The organism is Ignavibacteriales bacterium, assembly GCA_026390795.1.
Lineage (GTDB): Bacteria > Bacteroidota > Ignavibacteria > Ignavibacteriales > Melioribacteraceae > Fen-1258.
The window spans coordinates 566,356-591,788 of the sequence record JAPLFG010000003.1; the positions used below are offsets into that span (position 1 = coordinate 566,356).

At 35.7% G+C, this 25,433-nt stretch carries 21 protein-coding genes; 15 read left to right on the forward strand and 6 right to left on the reverse strand.

Annotated elements, in window-relative coordinates:
- The first annotated feature begins 19 nt into the window (after positions 1-19).
- The gene (locus tag NTX65_06125) at positions 20-1,093 is read left to right on the forward strand and encodes a glycosyltransferase family 9 protein (GenBank protein ID MCX6168893.1); all 1,074 of its coding nucleotides are present in this window, start codon (positions 20-22) and stop codon (positions 1,091-1,093) included.
- Here the strand turns inward: NTX65_06125 and NTX65_06130 are convergent.
- The 4 genes from NTX65_06130 to NTX65_06145 all read right to left on the reverse strand — a co-directional run bounded on the left by NTX65_06130 (position 1,071) and on the right by NTX65_06145 (position 6,009).
- Positions 1,071-1,622, reverse strand: coding sequence for an LOG family protein (locus NTX65_06130; protein MCX6168894.1), 552 nt, complete (start codon positions 1,620-1,622; stop codon positions 1,071-1,073). The genes NTX65_06125 and NTX65_06130 overlap by 23 nt on opposite strands.
- Positions 1,622-2,452, reverse strand: coding sequence for a hypothetical protein (locus NTX65_06135; GenBank protein MCX6168895.1), 831 nt, complete (start codon positions 2,450-2,452; stop codon positions 1,622-1,624). Before NTX65_06135 ends, NTX65_06130 begins: the two co-directional genes overlap by 1 nt.
- 17 nt (positions 2,453-2,469) lie before the next feature.
- On the reverse strand, positions 2,470-3,690 hold the full coding sequence (rocD, locus tag NTX65_06140) for an ornithine--oxo-acid transaminase (protein MCX6168896.1): 1,221 nt from the start codon (positions 3,688-3,690) through the stop codon (positions 2,470-2,472).
- Between the two features lie 69 nt (positions 3,691-3,759).
- The gene (locus tag NTX65_06145) at positions 3,760-6,009 is read right to left on the reverse strand and encodes a response regulator (GenBank protein ID MCX6168897.1); all 2,250 of its coding nucleotides are present in this window, start codon (positions 6,007-6,009) and stop codon (positions 3,760-3,762) included.
- Between the two features lie 185 nt (positions 6,010-6,194).
- Between NTX65_06145 and NTX65_06150 the strand changes: the two genes are divergently transcribed.
- The 3 genes from NTX65_06150 to NTX65_06160 all read left to right on the forward strand — a co-directional run bounded on the left by NTX65_06150 (position 6,195) and on the right by NTX65_06160 (position 8,159).
- A complete protein-coding gene (locus NTX65_06150; protein MCX6168898.1) occupies positions 6,195-6,788 on the forward strand; it encodes a phosphatase PAP2 family protein in 594 nt (197 codons plus the stop codon).
- A gap of 15 nt (positions 6,789-6,803) precedes the next feature.
- On the forward strand, positions 6,804-7,577 hold the full coding sequence (locus NTX65_06155; protein MCX6168899.1) for an AMP nucleosidase: 774 nt from the start codon (positions 6,804-6,806) through the stop codon (positions 7,575-7,577).
- 144 nt (positions 7,578-7,721) lie between these two features.
- Complete coding sequence (locus NTX65_06160) at positions 7,722-8,159, forward strand: hypothetical protein (protein MCX6168900.1); 438 nt, start codon at positions 7,722-7,724, stop codon at positions 8,157-8,159.
- A gap of 22 nt (positions 8,160-8,181) precedes the next feature.
- Here the strand turns inward: NTX65_06160 and NTX65_06165 are convergent, their stop codons facing one another.
- On the reverse strand, positions 8,182-9,090 hold the full coding sequence (locus tag NTX65_06165) for an EamA family transporter (GenBank protein ID MCX6168901.1): 909 nt from the start codon (positions 9,088-9,090) through the stop codon (positions 8,182-8,184).
- 322 nt (positions 9,091-9,412) lie between these two features.
- Here NTX65_06165 and NTX65_06170 point away from each other — a divergent pair, with 322 nt between their 5' ends.
- On the forward strand, positions 9,413-9,733 hold the full coding sequence (locus NTX65_06170; protein ID MCX6168902.1) for a cupin domain-containing protein: 321 nt from the start codon (positions 9,413-9,415) through the stop codon (positions 9,731-9,733).
- Between the two features lies 1 nt (position 9,734).
- A complete protein-coding gene (locus NTX65_06175) occupies positions 9,735-10,277 on the forward strand; it encodes a hypothetical protein (GenBank protein MCX6168903.1) in 543 nt (180 codons plus the stop codon).
- 31 nt (positions 10,278-10,308) lie between these two features.
- On the opposite strand, the gene NTX65_06180 is transcribed toward NTX65_06175, so the two are convergent.
- Positions 10,309-12,360: a bifunctional 3-deoxy-7-phosphoheptulonate synthase/chorismate mutase gene (locus NTX65_06180; protein MCX6168904.1), complete on the reverse strand. Its 2,052-nt coding sequence runs from the start codon at positions 12,358-12,360 to the stop codon at positions 10,309-10,311.
- A gap of 199 nt (positions 12,361-12,559) precedes the next feature.
- On the opposite strand from NTX65_06180, the gene NTX65_06185 reads away from it, so the two are divergent.
- The 9 genes from NTX65_06185 (at position 12,560) to NTX65_06225 (ending at position 25,324) form a co-directional block, all read left to right on the forward strand.
- Positions 12,560-13,465, forward strand: a complete 906-nt coding sequence (locus NTX65_06185; GenBank protein MCX6168905.1) for a 4Fe-4S dicluster domain-containing protein — start codon at positions 12,560-12,562, stop codon at positions 13,463-13,465.
- 2 nt (positions 13,466-13,467) lie between these two features.
- A complete protein-coding gene (gene hybB, locus NTX65_06190) occupies positions 13,468-14,706 on the forward strand; it encodes a Ni/Fe-hydrogenase cytochrome b subunit (protein MCX6168906.1) in 1,239 nt (412 codons plus the stop codon).
- Positions 14,703-15,833 (forward strand): cytochrome c3 family protein, encoded by a 1,131-nt coding sequence (locus NTX65_06195; GenBank protein ID MCX6168907.1) that lies wholly within the window; start codon positions 14,703-14,705, stop codon positions 15,831-15,833. The genes hybB and NTX65_06195 overlap by 4 nt, the downstream gene beginning before the upstream one ends.
- The gene (locus NTX65_06200) at positions 15,833-17,728 is read left to right on the forward strand and encodes an ATP-binding protein (protein ID MCX6168908.1); all 1,896 of its coding nucleotides are present in this window, start codon (positions 15,833-15,835) and stop codon (positions 17,726-17,728) included. The genes NTX65_06195 and NTX65_06200 overlap by 1 nt, the downstream gene beginning before the upstream one ends.
- Positions 17,728-18,519: a response regulator gene (locus NTX65_06205; protein MCX6168909.1), complete on the forward strand. Its 792-nt coding sequence runs from the start codon at positions 17,728-17,730 to the stop codon at positions 18,517-18,519. Before NTX65_06200 ends, NTX65_06205 begins: the two co-directional genes overlap by 1 nt.
- A 31-nt stretch (positions 18,520-18,550) precedes the next feature.
- Positions 18,551-19,705 (forward strand): response regulator, encoded by a 1,155-nt coding sequence (locus tag NTX65_06210; GenBank protein MCX6168910.1) that lies wholly within the window; start codon positions 18,551-18,553, stop codon positions 19,703-19,705.
- 278 nt (positions 19,706-19,983) lie between these two features.
- Positions 19,984-21,978, forward strand: a complete 1,995-nt coding sequence (locus tag NTX65_06215; GenBank protein MCX6168911.1) for a cytochrome c3 family protein — start codon at positions 19,984-19,986, stop codon at positions 21,976-21,978.
- A gap of 45 nt (positions 21,979-22,023) precedes the next feature.
- The gene (locus NTX65_06220; GenBank protein ID MCX6168912.1) at positions 22,024-22,878 is read left to right on the forward strand and encodes a cytochrome b/b6 domain-containing protein; all 855 of its coding nucleotides are present in this window, start codon (positions 22,024-22,026) and stop codon (positions 22,876-22,878) included.
- A gap of 22 nt (positions 22,879-22,900) precedes the next feature.
- Positions 22,901-25,324 carry a cytochrome c3 family protein gene (locus NTX65_06225; GenBank protein MCX6168913.1) on the forward strand — a complete coding sequence of 808 codons (2,424 nt, stop codon included), beginning with the start codon at positions 22,901-22,903 and terminating at the stop codon, positions 25,322-25,324.
- The last annotated feature ends 109 nt before the right edge of the window (positions 25,325-25,433 follow it).

Sequence of the window (25,433 nt, forward strand, 5' to 3'; positions counted from 1 at the left end):
TAACTAATGATCCTAGCGAATGAATATCCTTATAATTGCATTATCTGGAATCGGCGATGCACTCATGTTTACTCCGGCGCTCCAGAAACTTAATGATGAAATACCCGGGGCAAATATTGATGTACTTGTAATGTACAAAGGTGTAAAAGATATTTATGAAAAACTCCCTCAAATTTCAAAAGTCCGTTATTTCGATTTTCTTAACAAGCCAAAACTTGAATCACTTAATTTCGCTCTAAGCCTCAAAAAAAAATATCATGCAACTATTAATGTTTATCCTGCCAATAGAAAAGAATATAATTTAATTTCAAGATTGATCGGCGCCAAGAAGCGAATTGCAGTAAAATATTTACGACAAGATTTTTTGAATTTTGGATTCTTGAACACGGCACGCGTTTTAGAAGATGATAATCTTCACAATGTTGAAGAAAATTTTCGAATGGTTGAGTTGTTGATTAACAAGAAATTGAACGGTATTCCGGCAATGCAATTTTGTCTCCGGAATGATGATTCGGATTTTGCTAAAAAATTTTTAGAAGAAAAATCAATTGAAGAAAATGATCTTGTAATTGGTTTTCACCCGGGATGTTCTTCATTGAAGAATCATGATAAGCGCAGATGGGAACCTAAAAAATTTGCCGAGCTTGGCAAAAAACTGATTGAACAATTCGATGCCAAAATTCTTGTCTTTGGCGGTAATGAAGAAGAATCATTGAAAGATATTGTTATTGCAAATATTAATTCACCCAATGCCCGCTCCGTGAATATACCGAGTCTATCCAATACTGCTGCGGTTATGAAACGCTGCAATACGTTCATTACTAATGATTCCAGTTTGATGCATGTTGCGTCAGCTTTGAAACTGAATGTTATCGCAATCATCGGTCCAACCAACATCAATTATATTCATCCTTGGGGAACAGATTATAATATTGCTTCACTTAATCTTGATTGCTCGCCATGTTTTCATTACTCACCCAAACCGCTCAAATGCACACGTCAAGATGTTAAGTTTAAATGTATAAAAGAATTGTCTGTTGATCTTGTTTTTGAAAAGGCAGCAGCGCAGATTAAGAATCTGCACCGCTCTTAAGATTAGAAATTATAAATTCGGCACACTCATCAATATTTTCAAAACTTTTAAGCAAACCGGTTTTGCGGTTCTCTTTAGCAATCTGTTTTTCCATTACTTTGGTAATTTCTTTCCACAATGAGCTGTGCACCGCAAAAGGTTTTTTCGGAATCATTCCCTTATTCATGTATTCCCAAACCAGCGCAAGTTCCAGAAGAGTTCCGGTTCCGCCTTGAAGAACAATATACGCATCACCAATTTCTACCAAATTTTTCAATCTATCAAAAAGAGAATGAGTAACAATTTGTTTTGTCAGGTATTTGCTGGCAACAGCGTTATAAATGTCTAATGTTACACCGATCGCTTGAGCACCATTTTCCTTAGCGCCTTTGGAAACGCCATCCATGACGCCCTGGAATCCACCGCTACATACACTGATATTCTTCCTAGCTAATAATTCACCAAGCCGGTATGCAATTTTATATTCCTCTTCGCCTTCTTGAGGAATTGAACTTCCAAATACAGTAACAAATTTGACATCATCTAACATTAATTTTCCATAACCGGTTTGCCTGCATCCATCCATGCAGAATAAATTAAAGAAGATAAACACAATGCAGCAGAATTAATTTCATTAATGGTTACATATTTCGTTTTGAACCAAAGCAGACGGTAATATTCACTATTGAAATTTCCATCCGTCTTTTTTGCTGCAAATTTATCTGCTGATAAGATCAACTCAACATAATTATTAGATTCAGCTATGTAATTAAAAACCATGCTGGGAATATTTTTAACATAATAAGGAATTTGATCGTCGTATTTTTTCTCAATAATAGGTAAATAGTTATCAATCATATCAATTTCATAACGGGAATGAACCCCTTTTTGATCTGTTAGCTGTCCGTTATAATTAACCGTGGCATGAAGTGGCTGATGTCCATCACCGACATAGTGAGCAAGATCTGAAGCATATAAAAGAATTTTTTCTTTGTCTTTTTCTTTGAAGGCGTTCATTAACTTATAAAATGTATTTTCGGTTGCCCAAGGAAGAATGCCTTCTTTTGTTACTACTTGTTCGCCATAAAGTTTGTTAAGTGAATCGCGCGACATGATAATAATTCCGTCTGAAAATTCTTTATAGAAATCAATATCAATAAAATGTTTTGGCCCTTCGGTTTTATCACCACGCTTACGATTATCCGGATCAACAGAATGTTCAACTATAGCATCTTTAAATTCATCAGAAAATTTCATTTGGGGTGGTAATTGTTTCATCGCAAAAGCAGTTATTAGTTTGTGTCCTTTATCTCCCCATCCGAAAATTAAAATTGGAGGAATAAGGAATATAAAAAGCGAAGTCCTAAATATTTTTTTCAATGCAATCTCCTCATCGGTTAAATTGAATCACTAATTTCTTGAAGTGACTTCTCAATAATTTTTACTGCTTCTTTAATTTGTTCCTCGTTTATAACTAACGGTGGTGCAAATCGAATTATATGACCATGAGTAGGTTTAGCGAGCAAACCATTATCCCGCATTTTCAAACAAACATCCCATGCTTCTTTACCATTTTTCGGTTTGATGACAATTGCATTTAACAATCCTTTGCCGCGTACCAATTCAATCATGTCGGATTTAATTTTTCTAACTTCCTGACGAAATAGATTGCCAAGTTTCTCGGCATTCTCATCTAATTTTTCTTCTTTAAGAACTTGAAGAGAAGCGACAGCGACTTTTGCTGCCAAAGGATTCCCGCCAAAAGTTGATCCGTGTTCTCCAGGTTTTATCACAAGCATAACATCATTGTCTGCTAATACTGCAGAGATCGGCATTGTTCCGCCTGAAAGAGCTTTTCCTAAAATTAAAATATCGGGTTTTACATTTTCATGATCGCAGGCTAACATTTTACCTGTTCTCGCTAAACCGGTCTGGACCTCATCAGCTATGAATAATACATTTTTCGATTTGCACATTGAATATGCTTTTGAAAGGTAACGTTCATCCGGAACAACGACACCGGCTTCACCTTGAATCGGCTCAACTAAGAATCCGGCAACATTCGGATCTTCAAGCGCACTTGCCAGTGCATTCAAATCATTATAAGGAATTTTTATAAACCCAGGAGTATAAGGTCCAAATCCTTTGTAGGAATCGGGGTCATTCGACATTGAGATAACCGTAATAGTTCTTCCGTGAAAATTTCCTTCGCATACAATTATCTTTGCTTCATTTTCTTTGATTCCTTTTTCATCGTAAGCCCATCTTCTGCAAAGTTTAAGAGCAGTCTCATCGGCTTCAGCACCGGAATTCATCGGCAACACTTTATCATAACCGAAAAACTCGGTAATAAATTTTTCGTAAGAGCCGAGACAATCATTATAAAAAGCTCTTGAGGTAAGAGTAAGAGTTTTAGCTTGCTCAATCATTGCATTAACTATTTTAGGGTGGCAATGCCCTTGATTTACGGCCGAATATGCAGAAAGAAAATCAAAATACTTTTTACCTTCTACATCCCAAAGAAATACTCCTTCACCTTTTGCTAAGACAACGGGAAGCGGATGATAGTTATGCGCACCATATTTTTCTTCTAATGCAATGTAATCTTGTGTTAGCATAGAAATTCCTTTTGATTATTTTGTTTGCAAACTTATTAATAAAATTATTCAGTTCCGAGACGGTACGGACTAACGATTGGAATTAAGCCATTGATCAATTGTGATCTTTAAGAAATGTATATTTATTGGTTTCGCAATATAATCATCCATCCCTGCTGCCAAACATCTTTCTCTATCCTTCATACTCGAATGTGCTGTGACAGCAATAATAGGAATTTTGGAAACGGGGCTATCTATTTCACGGATTTTTTTAGTTGCAGTTATTCCATCAACATCAGCCATTTCTATATCCATCAGAATCAAATTAAATGTTCCCGACATAGCCGATTGAATTGCATCATTGCCGTTAGAAACAGCTTCTACGTTATATCCAACCTCTCTAAGAATTTTTAATTCGAGGTTCTGGCTGATCGGGTTATCTTCAACTAAAAGGATTTTCTTTTTTAAATGATGATCCGGTTTTATTTCCGGTTCGGACTGCGCTTCCAATTTGGATTGAAATTCTTCGTGAACTGCAACCGAGGTCTCCCCTTGATCAGCAGATTCGATTACAGCATCCGGTCTTAATTTCATTTTTATATTGAATGAGAATTTACTGCCGAGACCGACTTTGCTCTCAACATGGATTTCCCCATGCATCAGACGCACAAATTCACGTGATATAACTAAACCTAAACCAGTTCCCTCTTTAACTCCTTTCTTATTTTTCACTTGAATATATGGTTCGAACAACATAGAAAGTTTATCGCTCGGAATTCCGGCTCCTGTATCATGTATAGATGTTATAATTTCAACTACAGATTCAGTCATTGATTTTAATTCAATATTCAATGCAACTTTACCACGATCTGTAAATTTCACCGCATTACTAAGAAGGTTCAGTACAATTTGTCTATAACGGGTTGGGTCGCCGTAAACTTTTTCCGGAATCGATTCATCAAAAGAATATTCCAGTTCTAATCCTTTGGACTTAGTAGACTGAGTGATAATTGATATTGCTTTGCCTGCCTCATCACGTAAATTGAAATCAAATTCGTTAAGATCCATTTTGCCGGCTTCAATCTTTGAAATATCCAATATATTATTAATGATATCTAGTAATGATTCTGCGGCTAAACGTGCATCTTGTGCAAATGTTTTAAGCTCTTCTTTGCTTTCGAATAGGTCGTTTTCAATCAATGTTAAAAAGCCCATAACAGAATTCATGGGTGTTCTAACTTCATGACTCATGTTGGCAAGGAATTTAGATTTGAAATTGCTTTCCTGCTGAGCTTTTTTTGCAGCAGTATCGGCTTTTGTTTTTTCTAAACGCAGCGCATCCAGGGCTTTCTGTTTTTCATTTTCAGCTTGAACCTGCTGAGTAATATCTTGTAAGCTTCCTTCAAATAAAATTTGACCGGTTTCATCATTTTCAAAAGTTCTAACATTCATACGTACAGTAATTTCAACGCCATCTTTCTTTTTATATGGTACGCGGTAGTTACGGACTTTCCCCTGCTTCTCTAACAGTTTGCTCAACAATTCCCAATCACTTTTGCGTTTGAATATATCATCCGCCAGGCTTAATTTTTTAATTTCTTCTTCTGTGCTATAACCAAGCATTTTAACTAGTGCAGGATTTATGGTTACAAATTTTCCGTCATGTGTAAATTGAAAAATACCTTCGGCGGAATTCTCAAACAGGTATCTGAATTTTTTTTCGGATTGCGATACTTCAAAACTTTTTATTACAGACTCGTGGCGTAATCTATAATTTATATAACTTGCGACAATTGCCATTATACTAATTATTAGAACAAGAAGAACAGATTCAATCATGTTTGGAAGTATAAAAATCTGTTTGCTGTTAAAGATGATTGAAGCGGCAAAAACCACATTGTAATAAATGGCAACGATAATCTGATGGGTTACATCCCAACTTAAAAAGAGTGCTGCAGTAAATATTATTAAACTGATTATATGCGAATTAAAGATCAGTGTTTTGGGTATGAGAAAAATCATTATCCCGAAAGAACTTATAATTGAAAGAAGGAGAATATGAATAAGTATCTCAGGATGCCTTTTACCTGTCTTCGTATTTGAAATTATAAGAAGTAAAAATGAGATTAAAATTGCCGAAAGACGGGATAAATAAATTGCTACACTAACATTCTGAGAAGAGAAATAACGTACTTCCAAAACCATTGCAATTAGATCTGCAACAACAATGAATTTGGCAAGTGCTTGGAAGGGAGCAATTAATGCTTTTTTGCTTTCTTCTCTAAAGAACTCGAATCTTTTCCTTTCTCCGGTATTTGCTAAATTATAGTCTGAGTTCACGGCAATTTAAGTGAGTTTTTTAAGTAGGTTCTATATTTTTTTCGTAATTTTTCGTGGGATTCCATTACAGTCATCATCATTCCCATTATTGCTATCATTAACAAACACTAAAATGGTAAAATTTTATCAGTTAAATAAAGAAATTTGATATAATAATCAAACTTGCTGGATCACAAAGGTGAAAAATGTTGGATATTTTATATAAAATAGATGTGTGGCTGCTTTATTTCATAAACCATGCATTATCCAACACTCTGTTCGATAAGTTTTTCCCATTTATTACTGATATTAAAAACTGGTATATAGCATATATAATTCTTTTGCTTCTGCTTATTATCCGCGGTGGAAGGATCGGAAGAATTTCAGCATTTTTTTTGATTTTACTAGTAATTACAACAGATCAATTCAGCAGTTTTTTTCTAAAAAATCTTTTCGCCAGAGTGCGACCATGTAATATTTTACCAGATCTGAATGTTTTAGTTACATGTACTGAATCATTTTCATTTCCTTCCTCACATGCTGTAAATAACTTTGCGGCAGCAATGTTCTTTACTAAAATCTTCCCGAAATTAAAATGGACTTTTTTTATTGTAGCTGTATTAATAGCTTTCTCACGCTCCTATGTTGGAGTTCATTACCCTTCAGATATAATTGGAGGCGCATTAATTGGTACTGTATTCGGATATATTTTTGCTTCTACCGCATTAAAAATTGACGATTTATTCTTACAACGAAAAACAAAAATTACAGATAAGTATGAAAGAATTGAATTTAGATAACATATACAGGGAACTATGAAAACGAAACTTGAAATAGCCACAAATTGGCTACCACGTTATACCGGCACCAACATTGACGATTTTGGTGATTATTTATTGCTTACAAATTTTCAAAATTATGTTACAAAGTTTGCCGATAAATTTAATTGCGATGTTCAGGGTATTGGCAAACCAATGCAATCCGCAACCAATAGCGCGGGATTATCAATCATCAATTTCGGAATCGGATCAGCTAACGCCGCTACTGTAATGGATTTATTACTAGCACGTGAACCAAAAGGAGTTTTATTTCTAGGTAAATGCGGCGGTTTAAAAGATTCAACTGAAATAGGTCACTTCATTCTTCCAATTGCTGCAATACGCGGTGAAGGGACAAGTAACGATTATCTTCCGGCAGAAGTCCCGGCTCTGCCATCATTCAAATTACATAAATTTGTATCCGATAAGATTGTATCCAAAAATGTTGAGTATAGAACCGGCGTAATCTACACAACTAACCGCAGACTTTGGGAGTGGGATGAAAATTTTAAAAATTATTTAAGAAAACTTGGTGCAATTGCAATTGATATGGAAACCGCTACAATTTTTATTGTTGGTTATGCAAACCAAATTGCTCGCGGCGCTCTGTTATTAGTATCAGATTTACCAATGTTTCCGGAAGGAGTTAAAACAGAGGAAAGTGACCGCTCCGTAACTCAAAATTTTGTGGATCTTCATCTTGATATTGGTATTGAGGCGATGACAGATATTGGAAGTAAAGGTGAAGCTATCAAACATTTTACATTCTAATCTGGCACCAATGTTGAATCTTATTTGTGTAAAAGCATGAAAATTAGACCATTATTAACATTTAGGACAAATTAGATAAATAATTTTCGTGTTAAGTGAACAGAATGCGTAGCAATAACTAGACATTTTGTCAAAGGAGCTTATATGAGACGTACATTCATAATCGGATTAATGGTTTTGATGGCGTTAGTTTCAGAATCAAGATTGATTTATGCTCAGGGAGCTGAAGAAGCTGTTAAAAGTACATTGAATAACTTGTTTAGTTACAGCAAATCGAAAGCATATGAAAAAGCTGCATTGTTGATTGCTTACGATGGAGAAGATAAAACTAGAAATCATATAGATGCTTTCAATCCTGCAAATAAGGAAGAATTGAATCAAGCTAAAAGAAAATGTAAAGAAATTGCTGCACTGATCGAGTTAAGTAATAAATACACAATTAGTAAATTCTCTACAGATAAGTCAGAAGGTAAAGATGTCTACACTATTGAAGTTGATTTTATCAGTGGTGATCAAAAACTTGTTAAGTCTTATAGTTTTATAAATGACGGTAAAGGTTTTCTACTGATCAATATAAATTGAATTTTATCATAAGCAGAATTTTCTAAGTTTTAGTTTTTAAGATATTTTTTTCACTTCCCTTCTTAACAAGCATAACGCCGCCTAAAATAATAACGGCGGCAAGGATTATCCAACCGGAAATTTTTTCATCGAGAACGAGCCATCCTAGGAATAATGCAATAATCGGATTTACATAAGCATATGTAGCCACTAGCGAAATTGGTAAATGTGCAATGGCATAAACATAAGAGCCGTAACCAATCAATGAACCAAAAACTACTAGATACAGATAAGAATAAATTCCGGTAGTCGTGAAATGCAATTTGCCGGCTTCACCAAAAATTAAACCCAGGGCGGTCATTACTATTCCGGCAATTATCATTTGAGTTGCGGCACCCATTAATGGATGTACTGTAACTTTCTTGTGCTTGGAATAAACTGTTCCCGCAGACCAGAAAATAACCGCAAACATCAAACCTATTACCCCTCCAATATGTGATGAGTCGAATAAACTTTTAAGATCACCTCCAAAAATTAATGAAACACCCGCAAGCCCGAGAATCAATCCAAGAATAATTGTAAGATTGATTTTTTTCCCTTCGGGTACCAATGCCTCCAACCCTACAACCCAGAACGGAACAGTTGTAATTAACAATGCCGTTAATCCGCTAGGTACCCATTGCTCGGCAAATACTACCAGTCCATTTCCTCCTCCTAACAATAGGAGCCCGCTAATACCAAGATGAAGAATATCATTTTTATTCGGCAGTTTATATTTTCTTAGCAAGAGAATTGTTAACATAATTGGGCCTGCGGCAATCCACCGCAAACCAGTAAATAATATTGGGGGTAAATTTTCAACACCAATTCTAATTGCTAGGTATGTTGTTCCCCAAACTATATATATAGATAGAAGTGAAAGCAAGGCTCGAGAATTTTTTTCTATTTTCATCAATAATTTCCGTTTATAAAATCGTTTGCAAAAATAGTATTTAATTAGATTAAAGCTATTAGTCTCTCTAAATCTGGGTGCAAAAAGTTAGAATCATAAATTTTTCTACTTATAAAGTGCTAATTATAAATTAGAATATTTTTTACTAGCAATGTTAAGGAGCCGGAATGTTGGTTTCCACCGTAAATTGAACGCCGATCTTTTCAACAAAAAAATTTGTTGTGGAATAGACCAATCAACATTGAGTGATTTAATATATTTACGAAAATCAAAAAATCTTAAATATTTTGTAACTTTGAATAAAGTTTAGGCGATTAACTTAATGGATTTGCAAAAAAATATTTTTGAAAACCTCCCGGATAATTTTAAGGAGGAATTCTTTGAAGACATTCTTTCCACAAATGATTTCAAATTGGGAAGAATTATTTCAGAAGGACATTCTTCACCGGATAATTTTTGGTACGATCAGCGGAAGAATGAATTTATTTTACTTCTTTCCGGTTCGGCGAAAGTAAGCTTTGACAATGGCAAAAAATTCGAGTTGAAACCGGGTGATTATTTGATTATTAATGCACATCAAAAACACAGAGTTGATGGGACCGATCCGCTTGAAAAAACTTTTTGGTTAACTTTACATTACTAATATGAAAATAAAACCGATATTTTTTTTCTTACTTTTTATTGTCAAAATTGCATCAGCGCAAATTGAATCGCTAAGTATTGGCGGCTCTTTACATCTTGGAAGCATCAGCGGCAACTCACCTTCCGTTTCAAGCATCGGTGCAACATTTTTTATTGATTTCTACCCTTGGTTTGAGCATGATGTTTCTTTTAGATCATCATTTACATACTCACAGATAGTCGAAAAATTCCTTCCGGAAAACCGAACAGGCAAATACTATCCATTCATAAAGTTTTTTTCTCTTAAAGGATTTATCCGGCAGGATTTTGCATTCCCGTTTTATATTGAGGAAGGAGCGGGATTTATTTATTTAAACGATAGAACATTTAGCGATGTCAACCTTTGGGAAGCCGGAATTGGATTTAACGCATTAGTCGGATTTGATTTTAGAAAGATTAACTCGAACGGATTTTCTCTGGGTTTGGGAATTGACTACGGAATTACTTTCACTCATACTACCGCAAATTATTTTTTAGTCTATCTTCAATCACAATATTACTTTTGATTTTATTGACATCTCCAGTCAAACGCATAGCTCATAAGTGATACAGATCTCTCATCAAGTCCTCAAACTGCTGGAAGTACAACGCTTGTTCCGGATCGCTCAGAGCATTTGGCGGATCAGGATGAAACTCAATCATAATTCCATGAGCGCCAACAACCTTTGCAGCTTTTGCAAGTGGAATAACTTTATTACGTTCGCCCACTGCATGTGAAGGATCTACAATAACAGGCAGATGCGTCAACTCCTTAAGAACAGGAATTGCACTTAGGTCCAAAGTATTTCGAGTCGCGGTTTCAAATGTTCTTATACCGCGTTCACATAAGATTACCTGTCTATTCCCTTGAGACAAAATGTACTCGGCTGCATTTAGCCAATCATCAATCGATGCACTTAATCCGCGCTTTAACATAATAGGTCGATGTGTTTTTCCAACTTCTTTAAGTAATGCGAAATTCTGCATATTGCGTGCACCTATCTGAAGTATATCTGATGCTTTAGCCACATCGGCTACCTGCTCGGTGTCCATCACTTCCGTAATCACAGGCATTTGATAATATTTTCCGGCTTCAGCAAGAAAATCCAAACCCTCCAGGCCAAGCCCTTGGAAACTATATGGCGAAGTACGCGGTTTGAAACAGCCGCCGCGCAGTATTTGTGCGCCGTTGTCTTTTGCTTCAAGTGCACATTGTAAAATCATCTCTTTCGATTCAACCGAACACGGGCCTGCAATAACAACAAAATTATTTCCGCCGATTACTACATCTCTAACTTTAATGATTGTATCTTCGCTCTTATACTCTCTGCTTGCAAGACGGTAATTTTTTGATTTCGTTTTTTTTATGATCGGATTTTGTGAATCATAAGCATTTAGTAAAACCGTTTTCTGAATATCGGATTCCAATATTTTTGTGTACTCAAGTTTTGTTTTACTTAAATCTTGAGTAGGATAACTTCCGAGAACTTTAATAAACCTTGTATATTGACCTAATTCATCCATAACACTCTTTATAGTTTCGTCAATTATGTTCCCTTCAAAATCAAGGTAGAACATTTCTTCCCAAGGATTTCCGATTATTGGTCGTGATTCCAACTTTGTCATGTTTACGTTGTATTTACGAAAAACATTCAAAGCCTCGACTAATGATCCGGGAGTATGAGATGTTGCCATTACGATTGAAGTTTTGCAAGGTATGCGTTTGTCTACTTCCTCCGGTTTACGTGATGCAATTAGAAAACGTGTGAAATTTTCTGATTGATTGGCAATATCTTTCTGTAAAATTTTAAGCTGGAAAAGTGCGGCGGCTTCTTCGCTTGCAATTGCTGCAAAGTATGAGTTACCGACTTCTTTAATCTTTTGAACTGACATTGCCGTATCAACAAAATATTCTACACCAACATTCGGAATTGATTCCAAAAATTTACTGCATTGAGAGGCAGCCTGGTGATGGGCTAATACTTTTTTGATTTTTCTTATTGGGACTTCTTCAAGCGCAACAAGACAATGTTTCACTTGAAATTTTTCTTCACCAACAATTGAAAGAGTTGTATGAAGCAATAAATCATAGACTTCGTTGATTCCGCCGGATGTTGTATTCTCTATTGGAAGAACTGCATAATCTGCTTCTCCTTTTTCAACGGAATTAATTACTTCATCAAATAATTTTTTGAAGATAAAATTTAGTTCATAGCCGAAATGTGTAAAATATTTTTGAGATGCTAGAAAACTGTAAGAACCTTCAATCCCCTGTATTGCAATTTTGACAATTTTTTTCTTTTCACCTTTCGCATTCAGTTTCGTCTGGACAAAATTTTGCTGCAGTCTAACTGAGTCTTCAATTATTTCATAAAATACTTTTGAGAGGAAATGAGAATCTAATCCTTCTTTTTTTCCGGCTTTAATCAATCGGTTAAGAAGTTCCGATTCTCTCTGCTGATCTCGGATCGGTTTATTTGAAGTTTCTTTTACAACAATAACCTCTTTACTCAACTTTCTTCGCTGGGCAAGCAGTTTAATCAAACTGGCATCCAGTTTGTTAATTTTATCCCTCAGCAAGGTGATATCCTGGTTTTTTTTCTTAGCCATTTCTATTAAATCTATTTTCTTTTGAATTGATGCTAGAAAGTAAAGATTTTTTTACGATAATAAAAGACATTTGAAGGTTGGTAAACTCGTTTTGTTGACTAAAAATCAAATTGTTAGTAAGTTTGAAAAGGATATAAATCTCCATTATTCTATAATTAATCGAATCTGAAGAAAGAAGATTCATTTACAGGAGGTTAGGATGGCAAATTTTTCCCGGCGCGACTTCTTAAAAACAGCCGCCATTGCTGGAACAGCAGTAGCAGGATTATCATCAAAAACTAAAGCAGCACCAAAGAATGTTTTATCGGAAGATAGGATGGGTGTATTAGTTGACACAACAGTTTGTATAGGATGCCGAAAATGTGAATGGGCTTGTAAGACAGCTCACAATTTAGAAACTCCCTCTATAGACACTTATGACGACAGAAGCGTTTTTAATAAAATGAGAAGACCAGATGAAACAGCGCTAACTGTAGTTAATCAATATCATAATGATGATCAAGATAAATTTCCGATCAATGTGAAAGTGCAATGTATGCACTGCGATCACCCGGCATGTGTTTCTGCATGTATAGTTGGAGCTTTTTCAAAACAAGAAAACGGTTCTGTAATATGGGATACTGACAAATGCATAGGATGCCGCTACTGCATGGTTGCATGTCCATTCCAGGTTCCAGCGTTTGAATTTAGCAAAGCACTTAAGCCGGATATAAAGAAATGCGATTTTTGTTTTGAGCGAACGAAAGAAGGTAAACTTCCTGCATGTACAGAAATTTGTCCCGTCGAAGCAATTACCTACGGCACACGAGAAGATTTGATTAGAGCCGCGCATCAAAGAATTAAAAACTATCCAAGTCGTTATGTCAATCGTGTTTATGGTGAGACCGAAGTAGGCGGCACTTCATGGATATATTTGGCAAGTAAAGAGTTTGAACAATTAGATTTTCCGAAACTCGGTAAAGATCCGGCTCCAGGAGTAAGTGAAGCAATTCAACATGGTATCTTTGCTTACTTTGTTCCACCTGTAGCTCTATATGCGCTGCTGGGCGGAGTTATGTGGATCAATAAAAATAAAAAGAAAACCGAGAACGAGGCGGAGATATAATTATGGAAGAATTCAAACCAACACCAATGAAAAAGAAATATTTTACACCAATAGTTATTGGCTTAGCTGTACTTGTTCTTAACGGAGTAATTTTTTTACTAGCTAGATTTGTATTTGGAATAGGCGCCGTTACAAATTTGGATAATCAACATCCTTGGGGAATCTGGATTGGTCTTGACGTTGCGGCAGGAGTTGCTCTTGCAGCAGGTGGCTTTACAACCGCAGCATTAGGACATATAATGCACAAAGACCAATATCACGCAATCATTCGCCCCGCACTTTTAACGGCAGCTCTTGGATATACGTTCGTTGCCGTAAGTGTAATGATTGATCTTGGACGACCTTATTTTATATGGCACCCGTTAATAATGTGGAATGGAAGTTCTGTTCTATTTGAGGTCGGTATATGTGTAATGATTTATTTAACAGTTCTATACATTGAATTTTTACCAATAGTCTGTGAAAGATTTATTGGAAGAGTAAATCTACCTGGTATGTTAAAACGCTTCAGCAATCCTCTCGATAAATTATTGCGGGTACTAGATAAGGCATTGGATAAAACCATGTTCATATTCATCATTGCAGGCGTTGTACTTTCATGTTTGCATCAATCATCTCTGGGAACATTAATGGTAATTGCAGGACCGAAAATGCATCCATTATGGCAGACTCCAATTCTTCCGCTTCTCTTTTTACTTTCCGCAATTTCGGTAGGATTGCCAATGGTTATTTTCGAATCGGTAATAACTTCCCGTTCATTTGGATTAAAGCCGGAGACACCAATTCTATCTGAATTAGGAAGTATGGTTGCACCTTTACTTGGAGTTTACCTTGCATTTAAAATTGGGGATATGATGATTAGAGGAACGTTTGTTTACCTTACAACAATTACTTCTGCAAGTGTGATGTATACAATTGAATTATTATTTGGTGTTATCATTCCATTAAGAATGTTCATGTCGCGTCAGGTTGCAAAATCTCCAGTTGGATTAATGATAGCATCATTCCTTGTAATTTTCGGAGTATTTCTAAATCGATTAAATAATTTTTTAGTTGCGTATACTCCTCCATATGAAGTTCATTCATATTTTCCATCCTTTGGGGAAATTTCTGTAACAGTGGGTTTCATTGCAATGGAAGTTCTTCTCTTCAGAATAGCGGTAATGATTTTTCCAATTGTTAGCGTGCCTGGAATGTTACCTAAAAAAACAAAATATTCAGTTAGAGGAGGCGCGCGATGAAAACGAAAATTTTAATTATCATTTTCTTTTGTTCATTCATTTTGAATGCACAGACTAAAAAACAAGTACATCCGAATCTTAACGGAATTTCATGTAAAACTTGTCACTCTTGCGATATACCGACAAAAGAGAATCCGTGCATTCTTCCTTGCCCACGTGAAAAAATGGTATCCATTGATCAATCTCCGGAAGATGGCCCGGCTATTTTGACAATAGATAAATTCAAAAAGCAGTCGGATATTTATGCGCCCGTAGTCTTTACTCACCGGCTTCATGCGGAAATGAGTGGAATGGCTGGTGGATGTAAAATGTGTCATCACTACAATCCGCCCGGACAAGTAATCGGGTGTTCCGATTGTCATGAATTAACTAGAAAACGGGTCGATGTAAGTAAGCCGGATTTGAAAGGCGCATACCATCGCTTATGCATGACGTGTCATCGTTCATGGAGCGGTAAAACTGATTGCGTTGAATGTCATCAACAAAACGGAGCTTCTAAAAAATCGCAAGCTCAATTAGTAGAAGATAAAAGCGCGAAACGTATTCATCCAAAGATCATAACACCAACTACTATTAAATTTGATACGCCAAAGGCATCTGGTAAAATGGTGACTTTTTATCATTCTCAGCATATAGACTTGTTCGGATTGGAATGCCAGAGCTGCCACTCGAATGAAAGTTGCGTGAAATGTCACACAAAAACACAGACGGTCGCACTGAAAGTTAAAACTACAGAACAGAAACATCTCTTGTGCGCAACTTGTCATAATACAAAAACGAACTGCAGCAGTTGTCATTCAAACTCTGTAAAAGAAGGATTTAATCATAAAGAAATTACCGGATTTGATATTCTAAAATTCCATTCGAAAGTTTCTTGCAATACGTGCCATGTTGAAAAAGGAAAATTCACAGGTATCAGCAAAGATTGTATAAATTGTCACGGCAAATGGACGCAAGCGAACTTTCAGCATAAAGTTACAGGTGTTGTGCTTGATGAAACACATTTGGCTTTGGAATGTACAGATTGTCATCAGGAAAAGAATTATACTAAACCGATTTGTACAAATTGTCATGAAGATAAATCATATCCGAAAAATATTCCAGGTAAACTTGTTAAGAAGAATTGATGAAACGTGTAAAAAAATTATTTAGCAAGATCAGCTTAAAACTGATTTGGGTTGTAAGCATCACCGCGGTAATAATCATAGGAGTTTATTCATACTTCAATGTAAAATCGCAAAGCGATGTTTTAATTTCAGAGGTTAAGCGTCATTCAAATCAGCTGAGCGAATCGGTTAAGAATGCAACCAGAAATGTGATGCTTCTTAATTCACGCGATCTTGTTCAAGAGATAATTGATAGAATTGGAAAAGATCCGGCAATCAACAATGTCCGGATCCTTAACAAAGAAGGAGCTATAATTTACTCGGCTCACAAAGATGATATTGGCAAGATGCTTGATAAACGTGCGGAAAGTTGTTACGCTTGTCACGCCGAAAACAAAGCACTTGAAAAACTTTCTATTAAAGATCGGACAAGAATTTTCAAACCGAATCCGGATTCAAGCCGCATACTTGGAATAATTAATCCGATCTATAATGAAAAATCTTGCTCGGAAGCAGACTGTCATGCACATTCGTCAAATGCAAAAGTATTAGGCGTTCTTGATATAACTATTTCATTAGCTGAAGTTGATGAACAAATTCGGCAGAATGAAATTAGAGAATTGCTTTTTGCAATTATTGCAATTACCGCAATCGGTTTTATAATTGGTTTATTCGTAAAACGCTGGGTAGATCATCCGGTAAAAGAATTGATAAAAGCAACGGATCAAGTAGCTGCCGGTAATTTGAATTATATAATCAAGGATTTGAGCAAGGACGAACTTGGTACACTCAGCAAATCGTTCAACAATATGATTAAAAAACTTGATGAGACAAGTCAGCAGTTGTATCAATCAACCAAGATGGCATCTCTGGGTCAGCTTGCAGCCGGTGTTGCACACGAAATAAATAATCCGCTTACCGGTGTTCTTACATACAGCAGTTTCCTATTAAAAAGAACTAAAGATAATCCGCAAATGCAGGAAGATTTAAATGTAATAGTTAGAGAAACTATTCGCTGCCGTGAAATTGTAAAAGGTTTGTTGGATTTTGCACGCCAATCAACTCCTAAAAAAAGTTTGATTGATGTGAATGAGATAATTAACAGAGCCGATGCCGTCATTAAAAATCAGTTAAAGATCAACCGTATTTCTCTTATTAAAAATTTCGACAGTACTCTTCCAAAAATCACAATAGACGCAAATCAAATTCAGCAGGTATTTCTTAATCTATTTGTGAATGCAATTGATTCAATTGGCAACAACAATGGTTCAATAACAGTTTCAACTTCGCAAATAAGTTTGTCTCCAAAAGGAATAACACAAATTAAAAATGCTGTCTGCACCAAGAACCATAATCTGATTGATTCCGCTTATAAAATCGGCGGAATGTCTTCGCTGAAAATAAAAATTAAGTCCGGAACCAATGAAGGTTTTGTTCATCTTGACCCGATATATGGAAATCATAATCACTACTTCGGCATTTCTCATGACAAAAATAACGCGATTAATCTTTCTTGCCCAGTCTGTGATATCTCTTTTATAGATAGAAATAGTAAATGTCCTCATTGCGGAGGACCGGTTTACAAAATTCAAATTCCAAACCAAGGATTTATAGAAGGCTGCGCATCTTTTGCTGATGACTGGCAAAAATGGGATTTGATTGACCGAGCCGGAGAAAGAAAATTTGTTCAAATAGAAATCAAAGATACTGGATGCGGAATTCCTCCGGAAAACATTTCAAAAATTTTCGAACCGTTTTTTACTACTAAAGGTCAACGCGGTACTGGTCTGGGGCTTTCTGTTATCTGGGGAATAATTGATAATCATAACGGATCAATTTCAGTTCAGAGTGAAGTAGGTAAAGGTTCAACTTTTTCTATCAGACTTCCTCAGGGAGAACCAATTAGAAATATTTAATGAAAGAACACAAAAACATATTGATCATTGATGACGAACAAGTTGTAATCGATTCGGTTTCAAAAATCGCTCAATTGGAAAATTATTCTTTCGATTCTGTGATGGATGCAAAATCAGCACTTGCAAAGATTAATGACGAAGATTTTGATCTTATAATCTGTGATATTATGCTTCCATTTATGGATGGTTTTCAATTCTTATCAGAACTTGAAAGTAAACGAATCGATATTCCGGTTATAATGACTACGGGCTTTTCGACAATAGAAAATGCGGTTAAATCGTTATATACCGGCGCAATTGAATTCATTCCCAAACCTTTTTCCATTGATGAAATGGTAAGTGTTATTCGTCGTGGAATGAATTATAGTTCTATCATTAGACTCAGAAAAACAGATGAAAATTCTCTTCAACCGGTTCCATGTCCCGCAAAATATTACCGACTTGGTTATTCAAGCTGGATGAATAAAGATTTTGATGGTTCGGTTTTAATCGGTGCAACAGATTTTTTTATAAAAACGATCGAGCAAATAAAAAAGATAGAGCTTCTTGATGCAAACGAAGTTTTATTACAAGCTTCACCGGCTGTAAAATTTTTTACAGAAGACGGATTAATTCACCAGCTCTATTCGGTAATTAGCGGAACAGTAATTGCAAAGAACGAAAGATTATTAAATGAACCGGAACTCTTAGAAAAAGACCCTTATTTTGAAGGATGGATTTATAGAATTATTCCAACTGAGCTCGATTATGAAATGAAATTATTAATTCCATGCAGTTCAGATAGAACATAAATAAAGTTTATTAATTCAAGGAGAAATAATTATGCCGCTTTTTATTCTAGCAGTAATAGTTTTTATCATTGCCGATGTTATTATAAGATTTGCGATAAAAACAGTAAATGAGAAGAAAACCCGTAAAGAACGAGAAGCAATATTAGATGAAAGTATCAGCCTTGATTTGAGCCAGGAAGCAGTTTCGCTTAAACGTGCCGAAGTGCCAAATCCAAAAGCAAAAATTTTATGTGTTGATGACGAAGATATTATTCTCGACAGTTTTAGAAAAATTCTTGTACTCGACGGTTACTCGGTTGATACTGTTACTTCCGGCTTTCATGCATTGAATTTGATAAAATCCCATCATTACGATTTTGTTTTCACAGATTTAAAGATGCCTGAAATGGACGGAGTTGAAGTAACCAAAAAAGTGAAATTCCTTAGACCGGATATTGATGTTATAATTATCACCGGTTATGCAACTGTTGAAACTGCTGTCGATTGCATGAAGTTTGGTGCAATGGATTATGTTCAGAAACCATTTACAGAAGACGAATTGTTGGCATTTACTCAAAAATCTTTGGTGAAGAGACAAGAAAGAATTCATAAACAACTTAAACCGCGTGTTCATATTACTCATTTAACTGAAGAAGATACATTAAACGTTGGTGAGTTTTCGATTCCGGGCGGTGTTTTTATCTCCGAAGGACATTGCTGGGCAGCGATTGCGCAGGATGGAACAGTTCGAATTGGATTAGATGATTTCGCAAAAAAATTAATCGGCAAAATTGATGACATCGAATTACCAAATCTTGGTATGGGAATCACGAAAGGACAGCCATTATTCATTATTAAACAAGGGAAAAAATCGATTCAATTTAATTCTCCAATAAGCGGACAGGTAGCTAAAGTTAATCAAGAATTAGCCGATAATCTTTCAGCATTAGATTATTCAACGTACGAAAAAAATTGGATCTGCATCATTGATGCTGACAAATTGGATACAGAACTAACTCAGCTCAAAATTGGCAAAAATGCGGTTAATTATTTTCAGGATGAAATAGAGACGTACAATAAACGTATAAAGGATTTTATAAAGAGTGATGGAAACAAAGCTGAAAATTATGAAATGTACTGGGGACAACTTGAAAATCTGGAAGAAAAGGAATGGTACATCATTACAGGAGAATTTTTTAAAAAATAATAATTTTTAGGGTTACAAACTTGAAGGAGAAAGAGGTAACTCTTTCTCCTTTTTCTTTTTTTGAGCGTTGACAAAGTCATACGAACTGAATATTTTAACTAGAGACATTAGAGTCTTTTATCTGATATTAGCATGTAATATTTGATTTTTCGCTAATTTTTGCGACTTTGTAACTAAATTTTCTCAATATTCTTATCTGAAGTTGAATTATAGTCGCTTCAAAAAGGTAAATGAACTTAATTTTTGAACATTACTTCTCAGCCCTACAAGAAAAATATATGAATAAATTTGTTTCATTAATATTCACATTAAGCTTTTTACTCTCCTCTATTTCCGCTCAGAGCAAAGATGACCAAGTATGTCTTGACTGTCATGGAGATAAAACATTTACTACGACGCGTAACGGAAAAGAGGTTTCCCTTTTTGTAAGTGGAAAGTCATTTGCCGGATCTGTTCACGAGGAAGTTAGCTGTACCGGATGTCATTCCGATGTTGATCCTAATAATCTTCCTCACTCCGAGAAATTAAATAAAGTCGTTTGTGCAACATGTCATGAAACCCAGTCTTCCCATTATGATAGAAGTTTGCATGCACAAGCATATAAAAAAGGTTTATCGATTGCGCCAACTTGTGTTTCATGTCATACAAAACATGAAATTCTTTCTGCTAAAAATCCGAAATCAAGAACATATGTAATGAACATTCCCGCTCTTTGCGGTCAATGTCATAAAGAAGGAACTCAAGTTTCCGGGATGGTTAATCCAGAAGAACGGAAAGTTCTTAGTGATTATACTGAATCTATTCATGGTGAAGGACTATTTAAACGCGGGTTGATTGTAACGGCAGTATGTACAAGCTGTCATACTTCACATGATATTCTTCCTCATACAAATCCATTATCAACAATTAATCGCAACAACATCGCAAAAACGTGTACTCAATGTCACCGGCAAATCGAGCAAGTTCACCAAAAAGTAATCCGAGGTTCACTCTGGGAAAAAGAACCAAATAAAATTCCTGTTTGTATTGATTGCCACGCTCCGCATAAAATTCGTAAAGTTTTTTATGACGATAGTTTTCCGGATGATAAGTGCATGAAGTGTCATTCACAAAAAGATCTTTCTAAAATTGTTGATGGAAAAAGAGTTTCTCTATATATAGATGGTGAGCAATTTAAAAATTCTGCCCACAAAGTAAATTCTTGTATTAAATGTCATACAAATATTAGTAATTCAAAAAGCCCTGTCTGCTTAAATAGCGGAAAAGTTGATTGTTCTATTTGCCATACGGCTCAAGTTGATGATTATAACATTAGTCTACATGGACAAAAACACGCTGCCGGCGATAAGTTAGCGCCATATTGCTCGGATTGTCACACGACGCATAATGTTCAGTCGAAGAAGAATATCACATCTCCAACTTTTGCACGTAATGTACCGGAACTTTGCGGAAGATGTCACCGTGAAGGGAAAAATATTGCGGTCGCCTTAGATGAAAGCAAATTAGGAATTGTTGCCAACTATAGAGAAAGTATTCACGGCAAAGGTTTATTGCAAAGCGGATTGATAGTTACGGCGACATGCGTAAATTGTCATTCAAGCCACAGAGAGTTGCCAAAGAAAGACCCCCGTTCAACTGTAAATCCAAATAATATAGCTACAACTTGCGCACAATGTCATCTTGGTGTTTATGAAGAATTTAAGAAAAGCGTTCATAGTCCCGATGTTACCAAGACAGATAAAAAACTTCCGGTTTGTAACGACTGCCATTTGTCACATGAAATTAATCGGGTGGATTTAAAGGACTTCAAAACTTCAATAATTGTACAATGCGGCAAGTGCCACGAGAAAGTTACAGAGAGCTATTTCGAAACATTTCATGGCAAAGTTTCTAAACTTGGCTCTAGTAGAGCTGCTAGATGCTATGACTGCCATGGTGCTCATAATATTTTACCGGTGAGTAATCCTGCATCGCAATTGAGTCGCGGAAAAATTGTTGAGACTTGTAAAAAATGTCACCCAAATTCGAATAAAAAGTTTGTCGGTTATTTAACCCACGCCACACATCATAATAGAGATAAATATCCTTACCTTTATTTTACATTTTGGTTCATGGTAATACTTTTAACGGGCACATTTACTTTCTTCGGTATTCACACCATCTTATGGTTCCCTAAAGCTTTGAAGGAAAACAAAAAGAACAAAGAGATTGAAAGAAAAAATGAAAAACTTGAAGAAGAAGAGACTGATGAGCATTATAACAAAGAAGATTAGTTAACAAAAAGATAATTTAACTGAAGTAAAAACGAAAAGAGTAATATGGGTGATACTATAGAAGCAAAAAAAGGTAAATATTACGAAAGGTTTGATGCCTACTCAAGGTTTCTTCACATCTTAGTAATAACCAGTTTTATTTCTCTGGCTATTACCGGAATGATAATTAAATTTTCGGGAAGCGGAATATTCCAAGTGCTTTCTGATATTATGGGCGGTTACGCGGTGACAGGGTTCATTCACCGAGTAGCGGCAATTGTAACATTCATTTATTTCGGTCTTCACATTGGTTATCTAATCCGGAAGGTCAAGAAGAAGAAATCAAAATTTACATCGCTTCTGCGCGGTGAAAATTCACTAATGCTAAACAAGAATGATTTAAAAGAATTTATCGCAACGATGAAATGGTTTCTTGGCAAAGGTCCGCGCCCGGAATATGGCAGATGGACTTACTGGGAAAAATTTGATTATTGGGCAGTCTTTTGGGGTGTTGCCGTAATTGGATCGAGCGGATTAATCTTATGGTTTCCAGAATTTTTTACAAATCTCGGTTTGCCGGGATCATTTATTAATATTGCAACAATTGTTCATAGCGACGAAGCTCTTCTTGCTGTCGGGTTTATATTCACGTACCACTTTTTCAATACTCACTTTCGTCCGGATAAATTTCCAATGGATACGGTTATCTTTACGGGAAAAGTACATATTGATGAGTTAAAGTCGGACCGCCCGCGTGAATATGAAATAATAATGCAAGACCCGGAACTTCAGAAAAAATTTGGAGATGCACCGCCTGTATTTTTAAGAAGGGCTGCAAGAATTTTCGGCTTTACAGCATTAACTCTCGGTGTAATTTTAATTTTATTAATTATTTATTCAATGTTGTTCTTATATCAATGATATTTTTTTACGGAGTTTTTTCATGTCGTCATTTTCGAAAAAGTTTTTTTTGAATTTAGTTTGCTATAGCATCCTCCTTTTTTTAAGCAGCTATACGTATGCACAAGAATTTAAGTGCGGGGATTGCCATGAGAATGTAATTCAAAAATCAGTTCATAATGAAGTAATCAGCTGCCAGGACTGCCATACTAACATTAAGGATGAAAGTCATACCGAGAAAAAAAATTACAAAAAGGTTAAATGCGAAACTTGTCATGAAGAATATGCAGATCTAGTTAAGAGCGATATTCATCATCGTTTAAAAGGAAAAGTAAAGAATCCTCCCGATTGTAAAAAATGCCACGGCACTCATGAAATTAAAACCCCTCCAAAAGAGAATAAACTGAAAGTAAAGGAATACTGTTCGCAGTGTCATACAAGCAGTTTGGTGCTTGCTAATCCATATCATTCTAAAGCTGTGGAAGGGAATAAATGTATAAGCTGCCATAAACAAAATGATTATACAACGCTCAAAAAATCGGTTCATAAAGATTTAGAATGCGCTGATTGCCATAATTACATTTCCAATAATCTTGGCAACCATCCGCAAAATGTAAGTGCAACACAAAAGGCAGATTGTTATTTGTGTCACTCAGCCATCGCAAAAGAACATAGAGAAAGTATTCATGGAATTTCTTTAAGTGAAGGTATTGACGAAGCAGCTATGTGCTGGAACTGTCATGGTTCGCACGACATCAAAAAAGTAAATGACCCGAGCAGTAAAGTCTATCCTAAGAATTTGGCTACAACATGCGGAACGTGTCATGATAATCCAAAGCTCGTCCAAAAATTTTCTTTCAGTATAAAAAATCCCGGGGTGCTTTATTCGAACTCTATTCACGGTAAACTAGTAGAACAAGGAAAATTGAATTCGGCAAATTGCAGTACCTGTCATGGTGTTCATAATATTAAAAATCGAATTCAACCGGGATCAACAATTTCCAGTTTCGAAATTCCCGAAACATGCGGACAATGCCACAGAGAAATTGCCGATGAATATGAAAAATCAATTCATTGGGTAAGAGCAAAAGCAGGAATACGCGAAGCTCCGGTATGTAATGACTGTCATTCCGAACACAGCATGCAGACAGTTAATAATCGTTTAGATGCGAGAAAACTACAACAGCAGACATGTATTATCTGTCATCAAAACCCAAAAATTGCTCAAAGATTTGGTATTTCCGGTGATCAAGTTAAACAATATGAAGACAGCTATCATGGTTTAGCAATGCTGCGTGGCGATAAAGATGTTGCGTTGTGTGTAGACTGCCACAATGTACATAAAATTTTACCAAAGAATAATCCGGAATCGTCCGTAAATCAGTTAAACGTAACGGCCACATGCAAGAAATGCCATCCGAATGCTACCGATACATTTGCAAAAAGTTATTCTCACAAAACATTAGACAACGTTGCTTCGAAAATTGAAAATTTTGTAGGAACAATTTATTTCTGGCTTATCATTTCAGTTATTGGAGGTATGATTCTTCATAACCTTCTAATTTTTGTTTATGAGATTCGTAAAAAAAGACGGCATGAGAAAACAGAAATCAGAATTCCAAGATTTACAAAGAATGAAGTTATCCAGCATTATTTACTTTTAACTTCATTTCTTACACTAGCAATAACAGGATTCGCTCTTAAATACCATGCAAGCTGGTGGGCGGAATTATTACAAACATTTGGATTGAGCGAAACAGCACGTCAATACATTCACCGCAGTGCGGCTGTTGTTATGATTACAAGCGGTTTATACCATATATTCTATTTATTATTTACACCTCGCGGAAGAGATGTTCTCTTAAATTTAATTCCGAAATTTCATGATATAACCGATGCCCGCGATAATATTCTTTATTATCTGCGCCTGAAAAAAGATAAACCGAAATTTGATACTTATGACTACACAGAAAAAGCCGAATATTGGGCATTAATTTGGGGAACAATTGTTATGGGTGCAACCGGATTTATATTATGGTTCCCAACAGTTGTCGGCAACTGGGCTCCAACATGGTTAATTAAAGTCAGCGAGTTAATTCATTTCTACGAAGCAATTTTAGCAACACTTGCAATTATTGTATGGCATTGGTTCTTTGTAATCTTCCACCCACATGAATATCCTATGAGTCTAACTTGGATGGACGGAAAAATGTCTCTTCATACATACCGCCATCATCATGAAAAACATTTTAGACGGTTGGTTCTTGAATTCAAGGAATTTAAAAGCGGTCTTCGAGATCTTAAGAAAGTTAGCAACTCGACTCTATTATTTACTTCAACATTAGAAAAGAACGGGCTTAATGCGGAATCAGTGATTCAACATGAAATTGATAATGATCCGGAGTTAAGAATCTGGGTTGAAGAAAACCTTGACAAAAAGGTTGAGAAAAAAGAAAATATTGTTTAATAAATAGTTTTATCTGATTTACGAGGTTGCCTATTAATCGTAAATGGGCTATTTTAGAATAGGATTAAGAAGTTCTTTTATATAATTCAATAAATTTCTAGATCAATCA